The sequence below is a fragment of the Flavisphingomonas formosensis genome (assembly GCF_009755815.1).
GTDB lineage: Bacteria > Pseudomonadota > Alphaproteobacteria > Sphingomonadales > Sphingomonadaceae > Flavisphingomonas > Flavisphingomonas formosensis.
Genome location: NZ_WRPK01000002.1, coordinates 218605 through 242390 on the forward strand (window position 1 = coordinate 218605; position 23786 = coordinate 242390).

Sequence of the window (23786 nt, forward strand, 5' to 3'; positions counted from 1 at the left end):
TATAGGATCGTTGCATGTCTCGATATGATGGAAAGCCATTTCTCAAGCTTGTGGATTGCTATGTCTTAAGCTGCATTGGCCATCTCGACGATAAGGAAGAGCATGCCCTTAATTTAATGGCTCCTAAATTATCCAGCCTTTTTGGGATCCGCGGATCATGGTTTGATATAGTTTCGACAAGGATGGAATTTCCTCCAGATTTTCCTCAAAAGATTCAGGAAATTTGGAAACGAGGAAAAGAAAACGCCGCCAGGCAGGGCGTGTCCGTCGACCCACAGGAATTTGCACGCCAGTTCGTCGATATAAATTTTCCGAATATATAGGCCCAATAATATTGAGACATTATAATTCAGATATTGTGGTACATCGCTCCATATGGGCGATGCATGATTAGAGCATCAAGCGTTAAATCTGAACCGTCATGCCAGCGGAAGCTGGCATCACTCTCGACAGGCAGTGATCTACCCCGGGCGGCCTATGCCGAAACGATTTTTGCAACGGGGACAGGCATGCCTGCCCCCCGTTGCAAGCAGCGCGCCTCGCGGCGTAGCTACAACTGCCGCGACTCTAATCAAGGCTGGATGAAAATCCCGGGTCAAGTCAGCATACCCCAACATCAAATTAAGGATCACGGGACGTGAATGCAGGATGGATATTTGAGGTCGAATCCGATCATGGCGCCATACTATTTGTTGTAAGAATAAGCAGTCCGTTGAAGGCTGAGGAGATTATTCGAAAAACCTTCAACATTCCTCAGAAAATCGATTTAATACCAGCAATGCCCCTCTCGGACGGGTTTTTAGATGAATTGAAAATATCACACGGTGAAGCCAATGGGCCAATGTAACTCTTGTGAATTTCATCGCGATCTTACAAAAATACTCAATTATTTTCTTCGAGTTCGGTTCAAGATCCTGCGGGTGCGAGGGTGCATCCGGTCAGCGCTTCGAAATGGGCTATTCAGCGCGATATCGATGGACAGTATCTACATTTAACCCACGCCGGAATCCCGCTTAGGATTTCGAGCCGGATTCAGCGGAGCAAGGGGGTCGCACAATCCGGTTCTCAACGGCGAGCGGCCGACCGGTGCGAAGCCGCGCCATGATTTTCTTGGCCACCACCTCGCTGTCAGATCCGAATCACCCCGGCGAAAGCTGAGGTCGCTCTCCGAAGCCACCCGATCCCATGTGGAGAACGATGCCAGCGGAAGCTGGCATGACGATCAGATTGCCCGCTCGATGCTCTAGCCCAGGCTCGGCAGATCCAGCCCCTGCTCTCGCGCGCAGGCGATCGCCTCCTCATACCCCGCATCGGCATGCCGCATCACGCCGGTCGCCGGATCGTTCCACAACACCCGCTCCAGCCGCTTCGCCGCCTCGGGCGTCCCGTCCGCGACGATCACCATTCCGGCATGCTGCGAATAGCCCAAGCCGACGCCGCCGCCATGGTGCAGCGACACCCAGGTCGCGCCGCTCGCCGTGTTGAGCAGCGCGTTGAGCAGGGGCCAGTCCGACACCGCGTCCGATCCGTCGCGCATCGCCTCGGTCTCGCGGTTGGGGCTCGCCACCGATCCGGAATCGAGATGGTCGCGCCCGATCACCACCGGCGCCTTGAGCTCGCCCTTCGCCACCATTTCGTTGAATGCGAGGCCGAGCCGGTGGCGGTCTCCGAGGCCGACCCAGCAGATCCGCGCCGGCAGCCCTTGGAAGTGGATGCGCTCGCGCGCCATGTCGAGCCAGCGGTGGAGGTGCGCATTGTCGGGCAGCAGCTCCTTCACCTTGGCATCGGTACGGTAGATGTCCTCCGGCTCGCCCGAGAGCGCCGCCCAGCGGAACGGGCCGATGCCGCGGCAGAAGAGCGGGCGGATATAGGCCGGCACGAAGCCGGGAAAGGCGAAGGCGTCGGCGACGCCCTCGTCATAAGCCATCTGCCGGATGTTGTTGCCATAGTCGACGACCGGAATGCCGCGCTTGCAGAAGTCCAGCATGGCGCGAACCTGCATGGCCATCGATTCCCGTGCCGCCTGCGCCACCGCCGCCGGATCGCGCTCACGCCCCTCCATCCACTGCTCCAGGGTCCAGCCCTGCGGCAGATAGCCGTTCACCGGATCATGGGCCGACGTCTGGTCGGTCACCAGGGCGGGCCGTACGCCGAGACGCGCCAGCTCAGGATAGATCTCCGCCGCATTGCCGAGCAAACCCACGGAGACGGGCATCTTCGCGCCGATGACGATGTCCAGCGCCTCGTCGATGCTGTCGGTCATGCGGTCGAGATAGCCGGTCGCGAGCCGCATCTCGATCCGGCTCGGCTGGCATTCGACGGCGAGGCAGGAGGCTCCGGCCATCGTCGCCGCAAGCGGCTGCGCTCCGCCCATGCCGCCGAGGCCAGCGGTCAGGATCCAGCGGCCGGCGAGATCGCCGCCATAATGCTGACGCCCGGCCTCGACGAAGGTCTCGTAGGTGCCCTGCACGATGCCCTGGCTGCCGATGTAGATCCAGGAGCCGGCGGTCATCTGGCCGTACATCATCAGGCCGGCGCGATCGAGCTGGTGGAAATGCTCCCATGTCGCCCATTTCGGCACGAGGTTCGAATTGGCGATCAGCACGCGCGGCGCGTCGGCATGGGTGCGGAACACGCCGACCGGCTTGCCCGACTGGACGAGCAGCGTCTCCTCCTCACCCAGCCGCCGCAGCACCTCGACGATGCGGTCATAGCTTTCCCAGTCGCGCGCGGCGCGGCCGATGCCGCCATAGACGACCAGCTCCTGCGGATTCTCGGCGACGCGCGGATCGAGATTGTTCATCAGCATGCGCAGCGGCGCCTCGGTCAGCCAGCTTTTCGCGCTGAGCGTGGTTCCGGTCGGCGCGGCGATATGGCGTTCATTGTCGATGCGGGTCATGCAGAGCCTTTCGCAAAGTCCAGCGCAGCAACGAGGATGCGGGCAAGATCGCTCCGCAGCGGTGCGGCGAAATCGGGATCATAAGGTGGTGGCCAGTCGGGCGAGGCGGCCAGCTCCGCCGGCTCGCGCAGATAGGCGCGCATCGCGATTTCCATCTGGACCGCGTGGACACCCTCCTGCGGTCGCCCATAATGGCGCGTCGTCCAGCCGCCGCGAAACCGGCCGTTAAGCACATGGCTGCGGCCGGACGCCGCCGCCGCGCCCGTCACTGCTGCCTCAAGAACCGGATCGCAGGTGGCGCCGCGATCGGTGCCGATGTTGAGCTCGGGCAACTCGCCGTCGAACAGGCGGGGCACGCGGCTGCGGATCGAATGGCAATCATAGACCACCACGCGCGGATGCAGCGCCCGCAGCCGCGCGATCTCGCCTGACAGCGCGGCATGATAGGGATCGAAGCAGGCCTCGCGCCGCGCGGCGATGGCGGCCGCGTCGGGCTCGGCGCCGGGCTCATAGAGCGGCACGCCGTCGAACGTCTCGGTCGGGCACAGGCCGGTCGTGGTCTGCCCCGGATAGAGCGATGCGCCGGAGGGGTCGCGGTTGCAGTCGATGATCGTGCGCGAAATATCGGTCCAGACCAAGGTCGCTTCGGCAAGGCCCTCATAGAGCGCGCGGATATGCCAGTCCGCATCGATGGTCGCGACCGCGTCGCGCAGCCCATCCACAAACCGGTCCGGCAACACGCTGCCGCCATGCGGGAAAGCGAGGATCAGCGGCGTCTCGCGCCGCTCGACATGCAGCCAGCCCATCAGGCCACCCCCGGCAGCGGCCCGACCGCCGCGATCAGCGCGGGCGAGCGCATGAGCGCGGTCGCCGCCGCCATGTCCGGCGCCATGTGCCGGTCATGGTCGAGCATCGGCACCTGCGCCCGCAGCAGCGCGCGCACCGCCTCGACCGGCGCGCTCGAAGCGAGCGGCGCGTGGAAATCGCAGCCCTGCGCCCCGGCCAGGAGCTCGATGCCGAGGATCGCCTCGACATTGGCCGCCATCTCGGCCAGCCGCCGCGCGCCATGCGCCGCCATCGAGACATGATCCTCCTGATTGGCGGAGGTCGGAATCGAATCGACGCTGGCCGGCGTCGCGCGCTGCCTGTTCTCGGAGACGAGCGCGGCGGCGGTCACCTGCGGGATCATGAAGCCCGAATTGAGCCCCGGCTGCGGCGTCAGGAAGGCCGGCAACCCCGACAGCGCCGGATCGACGAGCATGGCGATGCGCCGCTCGGCCAGGCTGCCGATCTCGCACAAGGCCAGCGCGATCATGTCCGCCGCGAAGGCGACCGGCTCCGCATGGAAATTGCCGCCGGACAGGGCCTCGTCGCTTTCCGCGAAGATCAGCGGATTGTCCGACACGCCGTTCGCCTCGACGATCAGCGTGTCCGCCGCCTTGCGCAGCAGATCGAGCACCGCGCCCATCACCTGCGGCTGGCAGCGCAGGCAATAGGGATCCTGCACGCGGACATCGTTGTCGCGATGCGAGGCGCGGATCGCCGAACCCGCCATCATCGCGCGCAGCGCATCGGCCGTCTCGATCTGGCCCTTATGGCCGCGCAGCACATGGATGCGATGATCGAAAGGCGCGTCCGATCCCTTCGCCGCCTCAGTGGACAGAATACCGGTGATCAACGCGGCGCGGTAGAGACGCTCGGCCGCGAACAGGCCGGATAGCGCATAGGCGGTCGAGAATTGCGTGCCGTTGAGCAGCGCGAGCCCTTCCTTGGGGCCGAGCGTGGCGGGCGCGAGCCCGGCGCGGGCCAGCGCCTCGGCGGCCGGCAGCCGCTCGCCTGCGACGATGATCTCGCCGACGCCGATCATCGCCGCGGTCATATGCGCGAGCGGCGCGAGATCGCCCGACGCGCCGACCGATCCCTGCGCCGGCACGACCGGCGTCAGCCCGCGCGCCAGCATCGCCTCGAGCAGATCGACCGTCGCGACGCTGACCCCGGAGGCCCCGCGCGCGAGGCTGGCGAGCTTCAGCGCCATCATCAGCCGCGAGACCGGCACCGGCATCGCCTCGCCCACGCCCGCCGCATGGGACAGCACGATGTTGCGCTGGAGCGTCGCGAGATCGCCGGCCTCGATCCGCACGCTCGCCAGCTTCCCGAAGCCGGTGTTGATGCCGTAGACCGGCTTGCCCTTCGCCAGTATCCGCTCCACCGCCGCCGCGCTCTCCGCGATGGCAGGGCGGCAGGCGGGATCGAGCGCCGCGTCGGCGCCCTCATGGATGGCGCGCCAGTCCGCATAGGATATGGCGCCGGGGGTCAGCAGCATCGGCCGTCCTTCACGCGGGCAGAAAGGGGATTGAAGCCGATCCGGTAGACGAGGTCGGCGGGCTCGGAGATGTCCCAGAGGACGAGGTCGCAGGCCTTGCCGGCCTCCAGCGTGCCGATCTCACCGCCGAGCCCGAGCGCACGGGCGGCATGGACGGTGACGCCGCGCAGCGCCTCCTCCACGGTCAGGCCGAACAGCGTCGCGCCCATGTTGAGCATCAGCAGCAGCGAGGTGGTCGGCGAGGTGCCGGGATTGCAGTCGGTCGCGAGCGCGATCGCCACGCCATGCCGGCGGAGGAGATCGACCGGCGGCTTCTGCGTCTCGCGCATGAAGTAATAGGCGCCGGGCAGCAGCACCGCGACGGTGCCCGCTTCCGCCATGGCGCGCACGTCCGCCTCATCGGCATGTTCGAGATGATCGGCCGAGAGCGCGCCATAGGCTGCGGCCAGGCTCGCGCCGTGCAGCGCGGAGAGTTGCTCGGCATGGAGCTTCACCGGCAGGCCCGCGGTCCGGGCGGCGCGGAACACCCGCTCGGTCTGCGCGGGGCTGAAGCCGATGCCCTCGCAAAAGGCGTCGACCGCATCGGCCAATCCCACCGCGGCGGGGATCATCGCCTCGCTCACCAGGTCGACATAGGCATCCGCCCGGCCCGCATATTCGGGCGGCAGCGCATGGGCGCCGAGCAGCGTCGCGGCGACGCGCACCGCCCGCTCGCCCTCCAGCGCACGGGCGGCGCGCAGCATCTTGAGCTCGTCGTCGAGGGTCAGGCCATAGCCCGACTTGATCTCGATCGTCGTCACCCCCTCGGCAAGCAGCGCATCGAGCCGGGGCAGCGCGGCGGCGACAAGCGCCGCCTCGTCCGCCGCGCGCGTCGCGCGCATTGTCGCCACGATGCCGCCGCCGGCCCGCGCAATCTCCTCATAGCTCACGCCTGCGAGCCGCATCGCCCATTCGCTTGAGCGGTTGCCGGCATGAACCAGATGGGTGTGGCAATCGATCAGCCCCGGCGTGATCCAGCGCCCCGCGCAGTCGATCGTCTCCGCCGCATCGGGCGCTCGCGAAGCCGGCCCGACATAGGCGATCCGCCCGTCCCGGCACGCGATCGCGCCGTCCTCGACGATGCCGAGGCCATCGCCGGTCATCGTGGCGAGTCGTGCATGGGTCCACAGCCGATCCATCCATCCAATCTTGCCTGATACGCCCTTTATGTCTAGACATAATCGACAGCGGAGGAGAGGCATGGCGATGGAGATGCTCTGGTTCGACATGGCGTGGCTGCCGGGAGGCTGGGCGCGGCAGGTGCGGATCGGCATGACGGGTGGGCGGATCGCGCAGATCGAGACCGGCGCCACCCCGCAGTCCGGCGACGAACGGCACGCCATCGCCCTGCCCGGTCTCGGCAATGTCCACAGCCATGGCTTCCAGCGCGGCATGGCCGGGCTTTCCGAGCGGCGCGGGCGGCCCGATGACGATTTCTGGAGCTGGCGCGAGGTGATGTACCGCTTCCTCGACCGGCTGACCCCGGAGGATATCGCCGCGATCAGCGCGCAGGCCTATGCGGAGATGCTGGAGAGCGGCTACACGCGCGTCGGTGAGTTTCATTATCTGCACAATGATCCGAACGGACGCCGCTATGCCGATCCCGCCGAGACCGCGGGCGCGATCGTCGCGGCGGCCGGGGCGGCGGGGATCGGCCTCACCCTACTGCCCGTCTTCTACGCGCATGGCGATTTCGGCGGAGCGCCGCCCTCGCCCGGCCAGCGCCGCTTCCTGTCGGACATCGACGGCTTCGCCCGGCTGGTCGAGGCGAGCCGCGCCCATCTGCCCGCCGACGCCGCGCTCGGCATCGCGCCCCATTCGCTACGCGCCGTCACCCCGGAAGAGCTGGCCGCGATCCTGCCGCTGGCCGGCGGAACCGGGCCGATCCACATCCACGCCGCCGAGCAGCGCCGCGAGGTGGACGCCTGCCTCGCCTGGAGCGGTGCGCGGCCGGTGCAATGGCTGCTCGATCAGGCACAGGTCGACGCGCGCTGGTGCCTCGTCCACGCCACCCATCTCGACGCGCGAGAGATCGCCGGGCTGGCAGCCAGCGGCGCGGCCGCAGGGCTCTGCCCGGTGACGGAGGCCAATCTCGGCGATGGCATCTTCCCCGGCACGGCCTGGCGCGCCGCCGGCGGCCGCTTCGCGACGGGCACGGATTCGAACATCGCGATCGACGCCGCAGCAGAGCTGCGCGCGCTGGAATATTCGCAGCGCCTCGCCCATCGTCGGCGCGCGCTGATGGCGGACGAAGCGAGCCCGTCGGTGGGCGAGACGCTGTTCGCCGCCGCGCTGGCCGGCGGCGCGCAGGCTCTCGGCGTGGAGGCCGGTCTCACCCGCGGCGCGCCGGCCGACATCGTGACGCTCGATGCGGCGCATCCCGCGCTGGCCGGCGCCGACGCGGCGACGATGCTCGACCGGTGGATCTTTGCCGGCCGCCCCGGCATCGTCGACACGGTCTGGCGCGGCGGCCGGCGCCGCGTGGCGGGTGGGCGGCACGTCGATGGCGAGGCAATCGCGCTGCGCTACCGCGCCACGCTGGAAAAGCTGCTGACATGACGCTGGAACAGCGCATCCGATCGGATATCGAAGAGCGGATCCATTCGGGCGAATGGCCGCCGGGCACGCGCATCCCGTTCGAGCATGAACTGGTGGAACGCTATGGCTGCGCGCGCGCGACGGTCAGCAAGGCGCTGGAAAGCCTCGCGCGGGCCGGGTTGATCGAGCGGCGGCGCAAGGCGGGCAGCTTCGTCGCGCATCCGCAGGTTCATTCGGCGGTACTCGACGTGCCGGATCTGCCGCAGCTCATCGCCTCGCGCGGGGAGATTTACCGGTGGGACCGGGGTGTGCGCCGCATGGCCCTCCCGTCCGATCTCGCCGATGAAACCGGGATAGGCCGGCCCGCGCTGCTGATTGAGGGGACCCACCACAGCGGCGCCTCCGCCTTCGGCATCGAGACGCGCCTGATCGCGCTTGACGCGGTGCCGGACGCCGCAAAGGAAAGCTTCCTGATGACGCCGCCGGGCACCTGGCTGCTCAGCCACACGCCCTGGACCCAGGCCCGCCACCGCATTCGTGCCGTCGCCGCGACCGGATCGGTCGCGCGGCGGCTAGGTGTGGTCTCCGGAACCGCCTGCCTGGAGCTGCAGCGCTGGACCTGGCGCTCCGGCGTGCCGGTGACGCATGTGACCCAGCTTTTCCCCGGCGACCGCTACGACATCGTCGCCGAGTTCAAGCCGGGGGCACAATAATCATCCTCCCCGGAACGGGGAGGGGAACCGCGCGTAGCGCGGTGGAGGGGCGAGCCGGTTGCCCAAAGCGATGCCGTGGCGACTGGAGCGAGCGGGAGCCCCTCCACCGCCTTTCAGGCCGTCCCCCTCCCCGTTCCGGGGAGGATGAAGAAGCCCTCACACATAATAGCTGTCCTGATATTGCCGCCACTTCATGATCGGCCCGTCGCCGGCGCACAGCCGCGGCTTGGTCAGGTGCTTCTTGAAATTGAGGACGCGGAAGTCCTTCTCGGTCTCATAGGCGGTATTGTCGGCGAAGGGCTTGCCCATCGCGGCATTGGCCTCTTCCGATCCCATGTCGCGCACATAATAGCGGCTGACCTGGCGGAAGGTTTCATTGTCGATCGGCGTCGCCGTCACGCATTGCAGGAAGCCGAAGCCGGGCCCCTCGGTGATCGCCGTCACCATCGACACGCCGGTGAAATTATTCTCGAACCGGGTGATCTGATATTGCTCGCCCCGCGGCGGGACGAAGCGGCACTGCAGGCCGTGGGGCCTGGGCTCGATCGCCTCGATCACCGGCAGGTTCACGCTGTTGTGAAGCTGCTGGACATGCGCCGTGTCGAACAGATTCTCGAACAGGTCGCGATAGGGGCAGGTCGAGATCCACTCGTGCGTGGTGTAGTAGGTCCAGGGCACGCCCGTCTCGCCGGCGCGGGTATAGGGCTCATGGTCGGGCTCGGCGCCCGCCGGATGATACCACATCAGCACCATGCCATCGACCTCGCGGGTCGGATAGAGATCGAGCTTCACGCTCGCCGGCACCAGCACATCGGTATAGGGGATGTGCACGCAGCGCCCGGTGGCGCCGTCGAACTGCCATTTGTGGAAGGGGCAGGTGATCTTGCCGTCCGCAATCGCGCCGTCATGGCTGGCGAGATGCGCACCCAGATGCGGGCAGAAGGCGCCGCTCACCTGCGCCGCACCGTCGGCGGTGCGATAGACGATCAGGTCCTCGCTCAGATACCGCACCGGAAGCATGGTATCGCCGGTGACTTCCGCCGCCTCGGCGACCGCATACCACCCCTTCGGAAATCCGGTATCGGGGGCTCGCAATTGCATCGGACTCGCTTGCAGTGCTGCCGGCATGATGATCTCTCCGCTCTGATCCTGTTATGATACGGAGCGTATCGCAAATCGGATCGAGCCGGAAGAAGGCCGCCACCGCCTATATTTTGTGATGACATGCGATGCGCGGTGGCAATTGGACGAAGGCTTTCGCCGCCGGCCGCGAAGGTCAGAAGGTACTCGCCAACGCGTCGCGCGGAAATCCCGCCGCGAGATGATCGATCAGGGCACGGACCGCGGGCGGAAGGCCCCGGCGGGTCGTGAAGACGAGATGCACGATGCCCTGCTGGCCGCGCCAGGCGGGAAGCACGTGCACCAGCCGGCCGTCCGCCAGGGCCTCGCGGCACAGATGATCGGGCAGCAGGGCGACGCCGAGACCATCGATCGCGGCTTCCCGCACCGTTTCCATGTCGCCGCAGCCGAGCCGCGGTCCGTGTCGCAACAGATGGGCGTGCCCGTCCGCCGTCTCCAGATGCCATTCGATCTCGCCCCCGGCATCGCTGGTCGCCAGGGTCGGTTGCGCCGCGAGCTGCTCCACGGCGCCCAGCTGGCTCGCGATGCGCGGTGCGGCGACTAGGATGCGGATCGAGCGCCCGAGCGAGCGCATGGTGAGCGCGGCGTCGCTGGTGAGCGTCGCCCGCACGCGCAACGCCAGATCGATGCGCTCCTCGATCAGATCGACCGCGCGATCCGTCGCCAGCAACTGAAGCCGCACTTTCGGATAACGGGCGAGGAACGTCGCGACCAGGCCGGACACGAGCTCCATCATCCCGGTCGGACAGCTGAAGCGGATGCGGCCATGCGGTTCGGCCTGCGCCTGCGCCACGACCGCCTCCGCCTGCTCCGCCTCCGCCAGCATGGCCCGGCACCGCTCGTAAAAGGCCTGGCCGACATCGGTGACCCGGAAGCGCCGGCTCGACCGCTCGATCAGCCGCATGCCCAGCCGCGCTTCCAGCGCTGCGACGCGGCGGCTGAGCTTCGATTTGGGCTCGCGCAGCGCTCGGCCGGCCGCGGCAAAGCCGCCCTGCGCGACGACCTCGGCGAAATAGGCATAGTCGTTGAGGTCATTGCGCATCATCGTTCCTCCAATGGAACGCTACGTGCCATATTTGCCGTCTACTCGCATCATCGTTCCGTGAATACCTCCAATGGGCAGCCGGCACAGTGCCGGATCGCATGACGGAGAAAGACGATGAGCAACAGGTTCGACAACAAGGTGGTGGTGGTGACCGGCGGCACGAGCGGCATCGGCCTGGCCACGGCCAAGGCCTTTGCGGCCGAAGGTGCAGCGGTGTTCGTCACCGGCCGCCGGCAGGACGCCCTCGATGCGGCGGTGAAGCAGATCGGCGGCCGAGTGACCGGCGTCCAGGGCGACATGGCGAAGCTCGCCGACATCGACCGTCTCTATGATGCCGTGCAGCAGCGCCATGCCCAGATCGACGTGGTGTTCGCCAACGCCGGCGGCGGCGAGCTCGCCCCGCTCGGCACGATCACGGAGGAACATTATCAGCAGACCTTCGACGCCAATGTGAAGGGCGTGCTGTTCACCGTGCAGAAGGCGCTGCCGCTGCTGCGCGACGGCGCCTCGATCATCCTCACCTCCTCGACCACCAGCATCTCGGGCACGCCCGCGTTCAGCGTCTATTCGGCCACCAAGGCGGCAGTACGCAACTTCGCCCGCAACTGGATCCTCGATCTCAAGGATCGCCGCATCCGGGTCAATGCGATCAGTCCGGGGCTCACCGAAACGGCCGGCCTCAACGACCTGTTCGGCGGCGGTGACCAGGCCGAGGACACCAAGGCCTTTCTCTCTGCCCAGATCCCCGCGGGCCGCATCGGCCAGCCGGAGGAAATCGCCAGGGCCGTGCTGTTCCTCGCATCGGACGACGCAAGCTTCGTCAACGGTGTCGAGCTCTTCGTCGACGGCGGCCAGGCACAGATCTGAACCTGAGGACTTGAGGCTGATCTGCCAGGGATTTCCCGATCCGCTTGCGCCGAGCATGTCGAAGCGCTCGAGCTCGGCGCAAGCGGGATAAGGTCATGATCACCGCAACCTGGCATCCGCAGGCCAAGCCGTGGACGGCCGGCTCAAGCAGGAGGGTCCGGCCGTCCTCCCGCAGAGGCAGCGGAAGATAGGGATATTCCTGATAGGGTGGCGGCTGCATTTGCTGTATACCGATGTTGCAACGGAAGGAGCATCCAATGGCGAGCGCACACTCCCACGCACGCTGGGTCCGGCATCGCGGCAATTGGGGCTGGATCCTCGCTTATGGCCTGGTTTCGATCGGCATCGGCGTGCTGGCGCTGGCCGAGCCGCTGGCGACGGGTTTCGCGACCGGATTGTTCCTCGCTACATTGCTCATCCTCGGCGGCGCGATCGCGCTGGCAGCCGGGTTCTCGACGCGGGGCTGGCATAATCACTGGCTCGACATCGTGACAGGGCTGGTGGCGATCGCCCTGGGCCTGCTCATCATATGGCACCCGTTTCTGGGTGCCATCTCGATCGTCTGGTTCATCGGCGCATGGCTGTTCACCGGCGGTATTCTGGAGCTGGTCGCAGGGTTCAGGGCAACGGAACATCGCGGCATGCTGATCCTGCTCGGGATCGTCGACATGGTGCTGGGCCTCTATCTTTTCCTCGCCGGGCCGCTGACCGCCCTGTTCGTCCTCGCCCTGCTGGTAGGGCTGAGCTTCCTGTTCCGCGGCGCGATGCTCTGCCTGCTGGCGCTGCGGCTGCGGCGGCTGGCGCGGAGCTAGGCCGAGAGGTCCAGCCGACAGCCCGCCTATTCCCCGCTGACCGGCACCACCCGACCCGCCCTCACCCGCGTCTTCAGCAAATGCCTGACGCGCCGGAGGCGGTCATGCATGGTCATGCCAGGAGTGGGAGTTTCGAAACGATCCTGCGGCACATAACCGATCGCCTCTTCCGCCTCGTGCAGCGTGAATCGGGCGTTTTGGTTGCGCGACAGAAGATTGATCGTGCAAACGCCCTCCGGAGTCCGGCCGATCGCCAGTCTCACGCCTTCGCACAGGTCGCGGGAGGACAGCCGTGTCTCGGCATCCCAGCCCTGCGTCAGTCCGGCGACGGTCTCGCCGTCGGCCTTGTATGCGCCGATGCGCAGGATGGTGGTGGCGATGCGGTCCGACAACCAGAAACCATGCGCCAGGCGTTCCGCGAAGAGCTTGGTCGCGCCATAGCGGCTGTCCCCCGGATCGGCATCGCGTGCGTCGATCGCGGCGCGATCGCTCCTTCGCCCGGCACAGACCCAGATCGAGCTCGCCAGCACGATATGGCGAACCCCATGCCGCGCGGCGGCAAGATAGAGGTTGAGCGGCGCATCGATGTTCGGCCCGACCATATCGGGCCATCCGGCCTTGGGATGCGCATTGCCGGCGAAATGGACGATCACATCCACGTCCGCCAGCATGTCGCTCCAGTCCGGCGAAGGGACTGCCATATCCAGCTCAACTATATCTGGATCGCCTCCGCTTCTCCTGTCCAGAAGCCGCAAGGATAGATCGTCGACGCGGGACAGATCGGCGCGCACTATTCTCCCAAGTCGCCCTGCCGCACCAGTGATGAGAATGGTCGCCATGATCCGGTGATGCTCACATCAGTCCTGCGCCCTGACAAGATCGCTCGAAATCAGGAAGTGGCCAAATCGGGACATATTTCACGCATGCTTTTCGGGATCAGGCATTGGACCGCGCTCTCGCGGCAATCCTCGCTCCCATGCCAGCCTCGCTATTATGACCGACACAACATCCTACAGCCCCGCTTTGATCCCTGCCGCCCGCACGCTTGCGGCGCGCGGTGCGCTCGACAAGGATCTCGCCACCGCCTTCGGCGTGTCCTTCACGACCATCCGCGCCTGGAAGCAGCAGCATCCCGACTTCGCCGCCGCCTGCCGCCTGTCTCCGGAGGCGGCCGATGCAGCGGTCGAACGCGCGCTGTTCCGGCTGGCCACCGGCCATGACCGCGAGACCGAGCAGCTCGCCCTGAAGGACGGCGAACTGATCCGCACCACCGTCACCGAACATGTCCCGCCCAACGACAAGGCCGCCATCTTCTGGCTCCGCATCCGCCGCCCCGAGCGCTGGGCCGCGCCGATGGTGATACGAAGGGCCGGACCCGACGATCTCACGCCTACCGAAGAGACGCTACGCGAGATCGAGCATGTCGCCTATGAGGCCTGGAGCGCCGCGATCGACGGCGAGCCGGAGATGGCGGGCGACGCCGACACGCTCGCCCGCGTCGACGCGCTCGCTCCCGCAACTGCGCCTGCCGACGACACCGATCCGCTCCAGATCCTCGAAACGCTCGCCCCACACCCGTCATCCCAGCGAAAGCTGGGATCGCTTTCAACCATCGACCGGTCGCTCGTGGAGAGCGATCCCAGCTTTCGCTGGGATGACGGGAAGGAGGAAAGCGATACCCTCCCTCATCGCATACACCCCCCTCTGCCGGCACCGATCACCGCACCCCTCGTCGAAACCATCGACGCCGATCCGCCCGCACCCGCAGCACGCTACGCCCCCGCCTTCGTGCCCTTGGCCCGCGCCCTCGCCGGACAAGGTGCGCTCGACCGCGATCTCGCCCATGCCTTCGGCGTCACCACCACCACCATCCGCCAGTGGACGCTCCGCCACGCCGCCTTCGGACAGGCGGTGCGCCTTCCCAAAGACGTCGCAGACGATGCCGTCGAAGCCGCCCTCTTCGCCCGCGCCACCGGCTACAGCCATGTCCGCGAGAAACTCCTGCGGAACGACGACGGCGACATCATCCGCACCCGGACCCGCGTCGAGCAGCCGCCCTCGCTCGCGGCCATCCTCTTCTGGCTCTCCCGCTGCCCCGACCATCGCTGGTCACTGAACGCCCGCCCCGATCTCGATCCGGACGAGGCCGCCGCCCTCATCGCCGAGACCCGCGAACGCGTCGCCGACTATGATCTCCACCGCCGCCACTGGCGCACCCATGGCTGCGCCCCGCCGGGGCGTGACGAGCCCGAGCCGCCCGAATGGCTTTGGGACGACGAGGATCTGGCCGGCGATGAGGACGAGGATGCAAGCGGGTTCAATCCAGCCCAAACACCTCGAACGTGCCCACATGCGCCCGATTATGCTTGATGCGCTCGACCATCCACCAATGCCCGCCGCGCCTTTCCCAGCGATCATGATAATCGCCGAGCGTCCGAAAGCTGAGCGCGGACTTGTCGCCCGGGCCGAGATGGATGTCGTTCACATAGCAGCGGCTGGCGGCATGATCGCCGTCCAGGTCGATCACGAGATTGCCGAGCAGATGCTGGGTGGGGCCGCAGCCGTCGAGATATTTGCGCATGTTCGCGACGATCTCGGCCCGGCCGGCAAGCGGGCCTTCGCCATAGTCGCCGGTCGCCTCTTCGGCCACGATCCCGTCCAGCGCCGCCCAGTCGCGCGCGTCCATCGCGCGGGCGAAGAGGATGAGCTGGCGGGCGATGGCGCGCTCCGCGAGAAGATCGGTGAGGGTGAGGTCGGGGGCGGGCGACGAGGATGAGATGTTCATTGCAGATCCATTCACTCGCTTTGGTCGTCCGCACAAAGGCGCAGGCCCCGACGTCAGGGGAGCGATGACGTCAGGGCATCCTCCCTATCGCGACGCGATGGGAAGGACGAAAGGTCACGCCGGCTCCAGTTCGAACAGCTTGCCCACCGCATTGGCAGCGCCGCGCATCGCGCCCTCGATATACCCCACGCCGCGCGCGTCGCCGACGGTCTGGACGGTGAAGCCCGCCGCCGACAGCGTTTCCGCGAGGGTCAGGTCGCCATGCGCGCCCTTGGCGACGATCACATTGTCGGCCGCCACCTCGTGCGCCTTGCCGGCCGCATCGGTGAAGCGCACCGCATCCTTGTCGATGCGGATCTCGGACGATCCCGGGAACAGGCCGACGCCATGCTCGGCGAGCTCCGGCAGGATGCGCATGCGGCGCACCACGGTGAGGCCCTTGCCGAAGCGCGGCAGATCATCGACCACGGTCACGCTGCGGCCACGCTCGGCGAGGAATTCGGCGAGCTCGATGCCGACCAGCTCGCCGCCGACGATCACGATCCGGTCGCCCAGCGGCATCCACTGCCGCGTCGCCTTGCGCACGAAATCGAGATTGGCGGTGGCGCCGGTGGCCGCGCCCACCTTGGTGGCGAGGCGGGTCATCAGGCCGGTCTTGCGCTTCAGCGCGTCCGTGCTCTCGCCGAGGACGAGCGAACGCATGTCGTCGCCGCTGAAGACATGATCGTGATGGACGCCGGGAATGTCCGGCAGGTCGCGGATCGCGCCGGTGGCGACGATCACCGCATCGGGCGACAGGCTGCGCAGCAGCTCCGGCGTCGCCTCGGTGTTCAGGCGGACATCGACGCCCGACGCGCCGATCTGCCGTGTCAGCCAGTCGAGCAGCCGCTCGTTCGCGGCATAGGCGAGCGAGGCGAAGCGCAAGGTGCCGCCGAGCCGGTTCGACCGCTCGATCAGGGTGACCTTGTGGCCCGCCGCATCGAGCATGCGCGCCGATTCCATGCCGCCAGGGCCGCCGCCGATCACGACGAAGCTGCGCTTCGGCGAGGCCGGCAGCTCGGCCGGCATCTCCCACTCGAAGCCGGTGCGCGGATTGACCGCGCAGCGGGTACGCTCCGACGTATAGATCGCGCTAACGCAGGTGTAGCAATAGATGCAGGGCCGCACGTCCTCGAAGCGTCCTTCGGTCAGCTTGCGCGGCAGATGCGGATCGGCGAGCAGCTTGCGGCCCATCGCGATGAAATCCGCCTTGCCCTCGCGGATCACGCTGTCGCCCACCTCCGGTTCGACCCGGCCGGACGCGACCACCGGGATGTTCACCGCCGCGCGGATCGCCGCGGCGGCGGGCAGGTTCGTGCCCGGCTCGTGCGGGATGTTCGAGGCGGAATGGAGCTTGCCCTGGCTGGTGTCGTGATAGGAGCTGCAGGTGATCGCATCGGCACCTGCTGCCTCGATCATCTTCGCGGTCTGGACGGCATCCTCCAGGCGGATGCCATTCTCCTTGCCGACCTCGCGGGAATCGATCTTGACGAGGATGGCGAGATTGCAGGCGGCGCGCACCGCGCGGACGATCTCGACGAGGAAGCGCGCGCGGTTCTCCAGCGGGCCGCCATAATCGTCCTCGCGCTGGTTGGTGTAGGGCGAGAGGAAGGAGGACATGAGATAGCCGTGACCGCCATGGATCTCGACCGCATCGGCGCCCGCCTTCTGCGCGCGCGCGGCGCCGGCGGCGAACTGCTCGACGACGGTCTGGATATCCTCCTTGGTCAGCACCTTGTAATCGACGCCCTTGATGCGGGTGAACGGCGCCGTGGTCAGTTCCTCCAGCAGGAAAGCCTCGAGATAGCCGCCGCCAGTGGAGGGTTTCGGGATGGACGGCGTCCAGACCGGCCGGCCGGCGAGCATGTCTTCCATGCCGACCAGGCCGCCATGATGGATCTGGATGCAATATTTGGCGCCGTGCCGGTGCACCGCCTCGCCCACCGCGGCGAGGCCGGGAATGAAGCGGTCCTCGGAGATCGCGACCTGCCAGCTCTGGTTGCCGCCCACCGGCCAGGCGACACCCGCGACGCCGGTGTTGACCATCGCCGCGCCGCCCCGCGCCTGCTCTTCATGATAGTCGATGATACGCTTGCCGCAGCTGCCGTCGTCCTCCGCGAAATTGACGCCCATCGCGGTCACGGTGATGCGGTTGCGCAGCTCCATGGTGCCGATGCGTCCGGGCGACAACAGATGGGGAAAACGGTTGGACGTCATGCGAGCCTCTCCTCTCGTGGCGTATCGTCGTATCGTTGTGGCAGCATAGTGCGCCTGCGGCCTTCGACACTCAAGCACCGCATGCATCGATCCGTCCCGCATGTCACTACGCAAACACGCAAGAGTTTCTCGAATCGCTGCGCATCCCCAACGATTGACACAGCGCACCATCGCGCGGAGAAGACCCGCGAGCGAAAGGCGTTCGCCATCTGCGGCGAGTCTTCGGGGAGGATGAGAAGAGTGGCTGGATGGATGCATCGGTCGCGGGTTGCGATCGCTCTTATGATCGGCGCGATGCTGTCGCTGGCAGGCTGCGGCAGCGGATCGCACCAGCCGATCGACTATTCGGGGCCGGTCGCGGACTGGACCTTCACCGGCGGCGCGGAAGGCGGCGGCCATTTCTCGCCGCTGACCCAGATCACCGCCGGCAATGTCGGCCAGCTCAAGGAAGCCTGGACCTATCATATCGGGCTGATGACCAACGCGCCCGCGATGAGCTCGCCCACCTTCGAGGCGACGCCGATCGTAGCCGACGGCAAGATGTTCGTCTGCTCCGGCCTCGGCCGCATCGTCGCGCTGGACCCGACCACCGGCAAGCAGGTCTGGGCGTTCGACCAGAAGGCCGATCCCAAGGGCACCTATTTGCTCAACTGCCGCGGCGTGACCTATTATCATGACGCGCGCGCGGCCCCGGGCGCGGTCTGCGCCAGCCGCATCTTCTCCGGCACGATCGACGGCAAGCTGATGGCGCTCGACGCCGCGACCGGCCGCCCGTGCGAGGATTTCGGCCGCGACGGCCGGTTGAACCTGCTCGACGGCCTCGGCAAGACGCAGCTCGGCGATCTCGCAATCTCTTCGGCGCCGGTGATCGCGGACGATCTCGTCATCGTCGGCGGGCGCATCCCTGACAATATGCGCGTCGACGTTCCGGCCGGCGTGGTGCGCGCCTTCGACGTCCATACGGGCAAGCTCGTCTGGGCATGGAACCCGCTGCCCCCCGGCCGCTCGGACAAGGAAGTGGCCGCCGAGGGCGAGCCCTATATCCGCGCGACGCCCAACGTCTGGGCGCCGATGGCGGTCGATGCCGCGCGGCACATGCTGTTCCTGCCAACCGGCAATGCCGCGCCCGACCATGTCGGCATCACCCGTCACGGCCTCGACTATCTCTCCTCCTCGGTCGTCGCGCTCGACACGCGCACCGGCGAGATGAAGTGGCATTTCCAGACCGTCCACCACGACCTGTGGGACTATGACGTGCCCTCGCAGCCGGTGCTGTTCGACCTGGAGCGCGGCGGCCGCAAAATCCCGGCGCTGGCCCAGTCGACCAAGGTCGGCCACATCTTCATCCTCGACCGCGAGACCGGCCAGCCGCTCTTCCCGGTCGTCGAGAAGCCGGTGCCGCAAACCGGCGGCCTGCCGGGCGAGAAGCTCTCCCCCACCCAGCCCTTCCCGGCCAATCCCGCCTTCATCGTGCGGCGCGACCTGTCCGAAAAAGATATCTGGGGCTTCACCCCCTGGGATCGCGGCAAGTGCCGCGACATGTTCCGCAATGCCGACTGGAAGGGCGTGTTCACGCCTCCGTCGACGCGCGGCGTGATCACCTTCCCAAGCTTCATGGGCGCAACCAACTGGGGCGGGGTCGCGATCGACCAGGCGAGCCAGGTCATGATCGTCAACACCACCCAGGTGCCCGCGATCGTCACCATGGTGCCGCGCAAGCAGGCCGACGAGCGCATGGCCAAGGGCGACATGATGCTGCCCGCGATCGGCGCTCCCTATGCCAACACGATGCAGCCGATGCTCTCGCCGCTCGGCGCGCCGTGCATCAGCCCGCCCTGGGGCACGCTGCTGGCGATCGACCTCAAGACCGGCAAGCGCCTGTGGGAGGAACCGCTCGGCACCACCCGCGACGTCGCCCCCTTCCCGCTCTGGTTCAAATGGGGCGTGCCGAACCTCGGCGGATCGGTGGTCACCGCCTCGGGGCTCGTCTTCATCGGCGCGACGACCGACAATTATCTGCGCGCCTTCGACATCCGCACCGGCAAGATGCTGTGGAAGGGCCGCCTGCCCGGCGGCGGCCAGGCGACGCCGATGACCTTCCGCCTCACCAAGAACGGCAAGCAATATGTCGTGATCGCGGCCGGCGGGCACAAATATCTCGGCACGAAGGTCAGCGACACGCTCGTCGCCTACGCGCTGGGGGATTGACGGCATTCCGTCACACGCCGGATTAAGGGAATCCGGGACGTGCTACTCCGTCCCGGAGCGCTGCGCGGCGGGAGACGGAGGATGACGATGCAGTCCGAAAGGCCCGCCGGCCCGATCGCATCCGGCGACATTCCATGGGAGGAGTGGCGCGAGGGATCGCGATTCGGCACGCGCTACCGCCATCTCACCCGCGCGGCCGTTGGCGACGATTATCATGTTGGCGTCGCGATAGAGGAGCTGGCTCCCGGCCGGCAGAGTGTGCCCACCCATTATCACGTCTTCGAGGAGGAGCATGTCTATATCCTCGAAGGCCGGCTGACCCTGCGCTTCGGCACGCAGCGCTTCGCGATGGGGCCGGGCGACTATGCCTGCTTCCCGGCCGGGCAGAAGGCGGGCCACTGCCTCGTCAACGAGGCCGCGGCGGTCTGCCGCTATGTCGTCCTCGGCGAGCGCGATCCGAACGAGGTCGCTGTCTATACCGACTCGCGCAAGCTCCTGGTGCGCGCGCTCGGCCGTCGCGCAATCTTCGATCTCTCCGCGACGCGCGACTATTGGGACGGCGAGGATCTGGGCGAGGCGCCGGGCGTGCCGGAACGCTTCGATGCGATCGCGGCGGCGATCGATGCGCCGGACGATCCCGTGCCGCCGCTGTCCTCGCAAAGCGTGGAATGGAACGAGGAAGGAGATGGCGGACGCTTCGGCGGCCGATCCAGGCACCTCACTCATGCCGCGGTCGGCAGGGACTATCATGTCGGCGTGCTGATCGAGGCGCCGGCGCCCGGCAAGCGGCTCTGCCCGACCCATTATCATATGCTGGAGGAGGAGCATGCGCTGATCCTCGAGGGCGAGGCGACGCTGATCCTCGGCGAGGAACGGCATGCGATGAAGGCGGGCGACTATGTCTGCTTTCCCGCCGGGCAGAAGGTCGGCCACAGCCTCATGAACGCCGGCCCCGGCCCGCTGCGCTACCTGATGATCGGCGAGCGCAAGCCTGACGAGCTGTGCGTCTATCCGGATTCGAACAAGATGGCGGTCGGCGCGCTGCGCGCAGAGGCGGACATATTCGGCATGGACGACGTGCGGAGATATTGGGACGGCGAGAGCGCGGGATAAGTCCAGACGGCGAGGGGCAAACGCCGGGATATTCGCTCAGGCCAGCGCCGCTGCCCGCACCTCATAATCGGCCAGCACCGGCTTCGCCATCGCGTCAGCGAAGGCCTCGTAGCTCCACGGCCAGCTCGCCGGAACGCCGGTGGCGTCGAGATACCAGCTCGCGCAGCCCGATCCGAAGATCGTCGTGCGCGCCGCGGCGATGCGGCGCTCCTCATAATCGGCATGGGCCGCATGGCTCGGCGCGATCGCGCGGGTCTCGCCGCGGCGGAGCAGGTCGAGCAACTGGTCGATATAGCCCCATTGCCGCTCGGCGATGTCGATCAGCGAGAAATTGCCGACCGGCCCGGTCGGCCCGTTGAGCATGAAGAAGTTCGGGAAATCGGGAATGCCGATCGCATAATAGGCCGTCGGACGCACGCGCCACGCATCGTCGAGCGAGGCCCCGCCCCGGCCCAGCACCTGCGTCGGCCGTATGAAGCGATCGGCGTGGAAGCCCGTCGCCAGCACCAGCGTGTCCAGCGCGTGCAGCGTGCCGTCCGCCATGCGCACGCCCTCCGGCTCGATCCCGGCGATGCGCTGCCGCTCGACGAACACGGCCGGACGCTGCACGGCGTCATAATAGGACCAGGAATAGATCAGCCGCTTGCACGCCGCGCGGTAGTCCGGGCGCAATTTCTCGCGCAGGACCGGATCCTTCACGCTGGTCTCCAGATTGTCGAGGCACAGCTGCTCGATCGCCGCGATCTCCGGCCCGTCGACATGGGTGATCGCCTGGGTGAAGCGGTTGATGGACGCCCAATAGTCCTTGTCGTAGCGGATGGCGTCGATCAGCGCCGTATCGCGGCGGAAGGCCTCGCGCTGCTCCTCGCTATATTCGAAATAGGGAACCGGCATGATCCATTGCGGCGAGCGCTGGAAATGCACCAGCCGCTCCGCCCGCTGCGACAGGGCGGACACGATCTGCACACCGGTCGATCCATTGCCGATCACGCCGACGCGGGCGCCGTCCAGCTGCGCCGCATCGTCCCAGCGCGCGCTGTGGAAGGCGCGGCCGGCAAAGCTCTCGAGCCCCGGAATCTCCGGCATGCGCGGATGGTGCAGCACGCCCGAGGCCGCGATCACCACATCCGCCGTCGCCGTGCCGCCATTGCCGAAGCCGAGCGTCCAGCGCGCCTCGTCCTCGTCCCAGACGCAGGAGACGACTTCGTGGCCGAAGCGGATATGCGGCATCAGCCCATATTTCTCGGCCGTCTTCTCGAAATAGCCCTGAATTTCGCCGCCGGTCGCATAATAAGCGCGCCATTCGGCATAAGGCTCGAAGCTGTAGGTATAGGCATGCGCGGGCACGTCGCAGGTAAGGCCGGGATAGCGGTTCTCCCGCCAGGTGCCGCCGAGCCGATCCGCTTTCTCATAGACGGTGACGGCCTCGCCCGCCTGCAAGAGCCGGATGCCGGCGAGAATGCCGGCCATGCCGGCGCCGATCACGGCATAGCGCAGGGCGCGGCTTTCGGTGTGCTTGGCCATTCGGTTCATCCTGTCCCAGTGTGCGATCCGGGATGTGGACCGATCGGAACGGCCGTGCATCGTTCGACCGGACTAGTCTGGATGCGCTATTTCCCTACTTCATCATCCTGACCCTTCGACTTCGCTCAGGATCGGGACTCACCCGGCCAGGAAGCCGCCGTCGATCGCGAGCGGGTGACCGGTGATGAAGCTCGCCCGATCGGAGGCGAGAAACAGCACGCCCTCCGCCACCTCCTCCGCCTGTCCAAAGCGGCGCATCGGGTGCATCTGCGCCATCAGCTCCGCAGCCTCGGGCTCCTGCGCGGCCTGTTGCGTCATCTCGGTCCAGATCGCGCCGGGGCAGACGCAGTTGATGCGGATGCCGTCCGCCGCGTGGCGCAGCGCCGCCGAGCGGGTGAGGCCGACCACCGCATGCTTGGAGGCGCTGTAGCCGGCGCCGGACACGCCCGAGAGGCCGGCGATCGAGGCCGTGTTGACGATCGCGCCCGATCGCTGCGCGGTCATGTGGCGCAGCTCCGCCGTCATGCAGAGCAGCACCGCACGCTGGTTGGTGGCGACGAGGCGATCGTAGATGGCGAGATCGCCCCACGCCGTGGCGACCGCCTCCAGCGCGATGCCGGCATTGTTGAAGCCGATGTCGAGCCGACCCCAGCGCGCGACGATCCCGTCGACCATCGCATCGACCGCGCCCTCCTCGGTCACGTCCAGCCGCTCGCCATAGCCCTCGCCGCCAAGGCGCCGGATCGCCTCGATCGTCTCGCCCGCGTCCTTGAGATCGGCGATCGCCACCTTCGCGCCTTCACGGGCGAAAGCCAGCGCCGTCGCCTGTCCGATGCCCTGCGCGCCGCCGGTGACAAAGGCGATGCGGCCCTGGAGCTGCTTTTCCATCGCCACCGCTCAACCCGCCGCAGCCGGCGCCTGGGCCGGGATCGCGCTCAGCTTGCCGGTGACGATGCTGCTGTCGCCTTCGATCGGCACGCCGGTGGTTTCGAGGATGCGGCAGACGGTCATATATTGGCCGACGGTGAGCAGCACCGAAAAGAGTTCATGGATCGAAAGCTGCCGCCGTGCCTCACCGAGCACCGCGTCGGTCGGGCGGATGCGCAGCACCAGATCGTCGGTGAAGGCGAGCACCGCGCGCTGGCGTGCATCGAGCGCAGGATCCTCCGCCCCCACCGCCGCGGCGGCGATCAGCGTATCGGACATGCCGATATAGCGGGCGAAGGATTCGTGCTGGTAGATCTCATAGGCGCAGTGCGAGAGATGGCCGACGCGCAGGATCGCAAGCTCGCGCAGCACGGGATCGAGCGACGCATTGCTCATCACCGAGGACGCAAAGGCGCCATAGCCTTCGAACAGCCCGGGCGGGATATGGGCGAACATCCGCTCGACGTTCAGCCGGCTCTCCGCCGAATTGCGCCTGATCCCCTCGAATTGGGCCGGGTCCGGATAGGGAATGCGCGGTTCGCCGCCAGCCATCTGCTTCTCCTCTCGCTGTTTTCGAGGAGGGTACACGATGTCGCG

At 67.0% G+C, this 23786-nt stretch carries 20 protein-coding genes; 8 read left to right on the forward strand and 12 right to left on the reverse strand.

Annotated features, from left to right (window positions below; genetic code table 11):
* Positions 1-14: 14 nt before the first annotated feature.
* Entirely contained in the window at positions 15-323 is a 309-nt protein-coding gene (locus tag GQY20_RS07110) for a hypothetical protein (RefSeq protein WP_157216374.1), read from the forward strand.
* Positions 324-1243: 920 nt separating this feature from the next.
* Here GQY20_RS07110 and hutU read toward each other — a convergent pair.
* From hutU to hutI, 4 genes are read right to left on the reverse strand one after another with little or no spacing between them, the layout of a single operon-like run.
* On the reverse strand, positions 1244-2899 hold the full coding sequence (hutU, locus tag GQY20_RS07120) for a urocanate hydratase (protein ID WP_157216376.1): 1656 nt from the start codon (positions 2897-2899) through the stop codon (positions 1244-1246).
* Positions 2896-3705, reverse strand: a complete 810-nt coding sequence (gene hutG, locus GQY20_RS07125) for an N-formylglutamate deformylase (RefSeq protein WP_157216377.1) — start codon at positions 3703-3705, stop codon at positions 2896-2898. The genes hutU and hutG overlap by 4 nt, the downstream gene beginning before the upstream one ends.
* A complete protein-coding gene (gene hutH / locus GQY20_RS07130; protein ID WP_157216378.1) occupies positions 3705-5222 on the reverse strand; it encodes a histidine ammonia-lyase in 1518 nt (505 codons plus the stop codon). Before hutH ends, hutG begins: the two co-directional genes overlap by 1 nt.
* Complete coding sequence (gene hutI, locus GQY20_RS07135; RefSeq protein ID WP_157216379.1) at positions 5213-6400, reverse strand: imidazolonepropionase; 1188 nt, start codon at positions 6398-6400, stop codon at positions 5213-5215. Before hutI ends, hutH begins: the two co-directional genes overlap by 10 nt.
* 67 nt (positions 6401-6467) lie before the next feature.
* On the opposite strand from hutI, the gene GQY20_RS07140 reads away from it, so the two are divergent.
* The gene (locus GQY20_RS07140; RefSeq protein WP_157216795.1) at positions 6468-7820 is read left to right on the forward strand and encodes a formimidoylglutamate deiminase; all 1353 of its coding nucleotides are present in this window, start codon (positions 6468-6470) and stop codon (positions 7818-7820) included.
* Positions 7817-8512, forward strand: coding sequence for a UTRA domain-containing protein (locus GQY20_RS07145; protein WP_157216380.1), 696 nt, complete (start codon positions 7817-7819; stop codon positions 8510-8512). Before GQY20_RS07140 ends, GQY20_RS07145 begins: the two co-directional genes overlap by 4 nt.
* Before the next feature lie 156 nt (positions 8513-8668).
* On the opposite strand, the gene GQY20_RS07150 is transcribed toward GQY20_RS07145, so the two are convergent.
* Both GQY20_RS07150 and GQY20_RS07155 read right to left on the reverse strand, forming a co-directional pair.
* Positions 8669-9613 (reverse strand): Rieske 2Fe-2S domain-containing protein, encoded by a 945-nt coding sequence (locus GQY20_RS07150; protein WP_232475931.1) that lies wholly within the window; start codon positions 9611-9613, stop codon positions 8669-8671.
* 175 nt (positions 9614-9788) lie between these two features.
* Complete coding sequence (locus GQY20_RS07155; protein ID WP_332836079.1) at positions 9789-10697, reverse strand: LysR family transcriptional regulator; 909 nt, start codon at positions 10695-10697, stop codon at positions 9789-9791.
* A 114-nt stretch (positions 10698-10811) separates the two neighbouring features.
* Here GQY20_RS07155 and GQY20_RS07160 point away from each other — a divergent pair, with 114 nt between their 5' ends.
* A complete protein-coding gene (locus tag GQY20_RS07160) occupies positions 10812-11564 on the forward strand; it encodes an SDR family NAD(P)-dependent oxidoreductase (protein WP_157216382.1) in 753 nt (250 codons plus the stop codon).
* Positions 11565-11821: 257 nt separating this feature from the next.
* On the forward strand, positions 11822-12376 hold the full coding sequence (locus GQY20_RS07165) for an HdeD family acid-resistance protein (protein WP_157216383.1): 555 nt from the start codon (positions 11822-11824) through the stop codon (positions 12374-12376).
* Positions 12377-12402: 26 nt separating this feature from the next.
* Here the strand turns inward: GQY20_RS07165 and GQY20_RS07170 are convergent, their stop codons facing one another.
* Complete coding sequence (locus GQY20_RS07170) at positions 12403-13215, reverse strand: NAD-dependent epimerase/dehydratase family protein (RefSeq protein WP_157216384.1); 813 nt, start codon at positions 13213-13215, stop codon at positions 12403-12405.
* 154 nt (positions 13216-13369) lie between these two features.
* On the opposite strand from GQY20_RS07170, the gene GQY20_RS07175 reads away from it, so the two are divergent.
* Complete coding sequence (locus GQY20_RS07175; RefSeq protein ID WP_157216385.1) at positions 13370-14746, forward strand: hypothetical protein; 1377 nt, start codon at positions 13370-13372, stop codon at positions 14744-14746.
* On the opposite strand, the gene GQY20_RS07180 is transcribed toward GQY20_RS07175, so the two are convergent.
* Entirely contained in the window at positions 14694-15161 is a 468-nt protein-coding gene (locus tag GQY20_RS07180; RefSeq protein WP_157216386.1) for a nuclear transport factor 2 family protein, read from the reverse strand. The two genes, GQY20_RS07175 and GQY20_RS07180, sit on opposite strands and share 53 nt — an antisense overlap.
* 114 nt (positions 15162-15275) lie before the next feature.
* Positions 15276-17417, reverse strand: a complete 2142-nt coding sequence (locus GQY20_RS07185) for an oxidoreductase (protein WP_157216387.1) — start codon at positions 17415-17417, stop codon at positions 15276-15278.
* 240 nt (positions 17418-17657) lie between these two features.
* Here GQY20_RS07185 and GQY20_RS07190 point away from each other — a divergent pair, with 240 nt between their 5' ends.
* Complete coding sequence (locus GQY20_RS07190) at positions 17658-19625, forward strand: pyrroloquinoline quinone-dependent dehydrogenase (protein WP_232475932.1); 1968 nt, start codon at positions 17658-17660, stop codon at positions 19623-19625.
* An 81-nt stretch (positions 19626-19706) separates the two neighbouring features.
* Positions 19707-20738 (forward strand): cupin domain-containing protein, encoded by a 1032-nt coding sequence (locus GQY20_RS07195; protein ID WP_198350865.1) that lies wholly within the window; start codon positions 19707-19709, stop codon positions 20736-20738.
* Positions 20739-20774: 36 nt separating this feature from the next.
* Here the strand turns inward: GQY20_RS07195 and GQY20_RS07200 are convergent, their stop codons facing one another.
* The 3 genes from GQY20_RS07200 to GQY20_RS07210 all read right to left on the reverse strand — a co-directional run bounded on the left by GQY20_RS07200 (position 20775) and on the right by GQY20_RS07210 (position 23741).
* A complete protein-coding gene (locus GQY20_RS07200; protein ID WP_198350866.1) occupies positions 20775-22262 on the reverse strand; it encodes a flavin-containing monooxygenase in 1488 nt (495 codons plus the stop codon).
* 138 nt (positions 22263-22400) lie between these two features.
* A complete protein-coding gene (locus GQY20_RS07205) occupies positions 22401-23150 on the reverse strand; it encodes an SDR family oxidoreductase (RefSeq protein ID WP_157216389.1) in 750 nt (249 codons plus the stop codon).
* A gap of 9 nt (positions 23151-23159) precedes the next feature.
* Positions 23160-23741, reverse strand: coding sequence for a carboxymuconolactone decarboxylase family protein (locus GQY20_RS07210; protein ID WP_157216390.1), 582 nt, complete (start codon positions 23739-23741; stop codon positions 23160-23162).
* Between the last annotated feature and the right edge of the window lie 45 nt (positions 23742-23786).

Excerpts from the sequence above, each read along its gene's own strand:
- GQY20_RS07110 (WP_157216374.1), top strand. The coding sequence starts at position 15 with ATGTCTCGATATGATGGAAAGCCATTTCTCAAGCTTGTGGATTGCTAT.
- hutU (WP_157216376.1), bottom strand. The coding sequence starts at position 2,899 with ATGACCCGCATCGACAATGAACGCCATATCGCCGCGCCGACCGGAACC.
- hutG (WP_157216377.1), bottom strand. The coding sequence starts at position 3,705 with ATGGGCTGGCTGCATGTCGAGCGGCGCGAGACGCCGCTGATCCTCGCT.
- hutH (WP_157216378.1), bottom strand. The coding sequence starts at position 5,222 with ATGCTGCTGACCCCCGGCGCCATATCCTATGCGGACTGGCGCGCCATC.
- hutI (WP_157216379.1), bottom strand. The coding sequence starts at position 6,400 with ATGGATCGGCTGTGGACCCATGCACGACTCGCCACGATGACCGGCGAT.
- GQY20_RS07140 (WP_157216795.1), top strand. The coding sequence starts at position 6,468 with ATGGAGATGCTCTGGTTCGACATGGCGTGGCTGCCGGGAGGCTGGGCG.
- GQY20_RS07145 (WP_157216380.1), top strand. The coding sequence starts at position 7,817 with ATGACGCTGGAACAGCGCATCCGATCGGATATCGAAGAGCGGATCCAT.
- GQY20_RS07150 (WP_232475931.1), bottom strand. The coding sequence starts at position 9,613 with ATGCAATTGCGAGCCCCCGATACCGGATTTCCGAAGGGGTGGTATGCG.
- GQY20_RS07155 (WP_332836079.1), bottom strand. The coding sequence starts at position 10,697 with ATGATGCGCAATGACCTCAACGACTATGCCTATTTCGCCGAGGTCGTC.
- GQY20_RS07160 (WP_157216382.1), top strand. The coding sequence starts at position 10,812 with ATGAGCAACAGGTTCGACAACAAGGTGGTGGTGGTGACCGGCGGCACG.
- GQY20_RS07165 (WP_157216383.1), top strand. The coding sequence starts at position 11,822 with ATGGCGAGCGCACACTCCCACGCACGCTGGGTCCGGCATCGCGGCAAT.
- GQY20_RS07170 (WP_157216384.1), bottom strand. The coding sequence starts at position 13,215 with ATGGCGACCATTCTCATCACTGGTGCGGCAGGGCGACTTGGGAGAATA.
- GQY20_RS07175 (WP_157216385.1), top strand. The coding sequence starts at position 13,370 with ATGACCGACACAACATCCTACAGCCCCGCTTTGATCCCTGCCGCCCGC.
- GQY20_RS07180 (WP_157216386.1), bottom strand. The coding sequence starts at position 15,161 with ATGAACATCTCATCCTCGTCGCCCGCCCCCGACCTCACCCTCACCGAT.
- GQY20_RS07185 (WP_157216387.1), bottom strand. The coding sequence starts at position 17,417 with ATGACGTCCAACCGTTTTCCCCATCTGTTGTCGCCCGGACGCATCGGC.
- GQY20_RS07195 (WP_198350865.1), top strand. The coding sequence starts at position 19,707 with ATGACGATGCAGTCCGAAAGGCCCGCCGGCCCGATCGCATCCGGCGAC.
- GQY20_RS07200 (WP_198350866.1), bottom strand. The coding sequence starts at position 22,262 with ATGGCCAAGCACACCGAAAGCCGCGCCCTGCGCTATGCCGTGATCGGC.
- GQY20_RS07205 (WP_157216389.1), bottom strand. The coding sequence starts at position 23,150 with ATGGAAAAGCAGCTCCAGGGCCGCATCGCCTTTGTCACCGGCGGCGCG.
- GQY20_RS07210 (WP_157216390.1), bottom strand. The coding sequence starts at position 23,741 with ATGGCTGGCGGCGAACCGCGCATTCCCTATCCGGACCCGGCCCAATTC.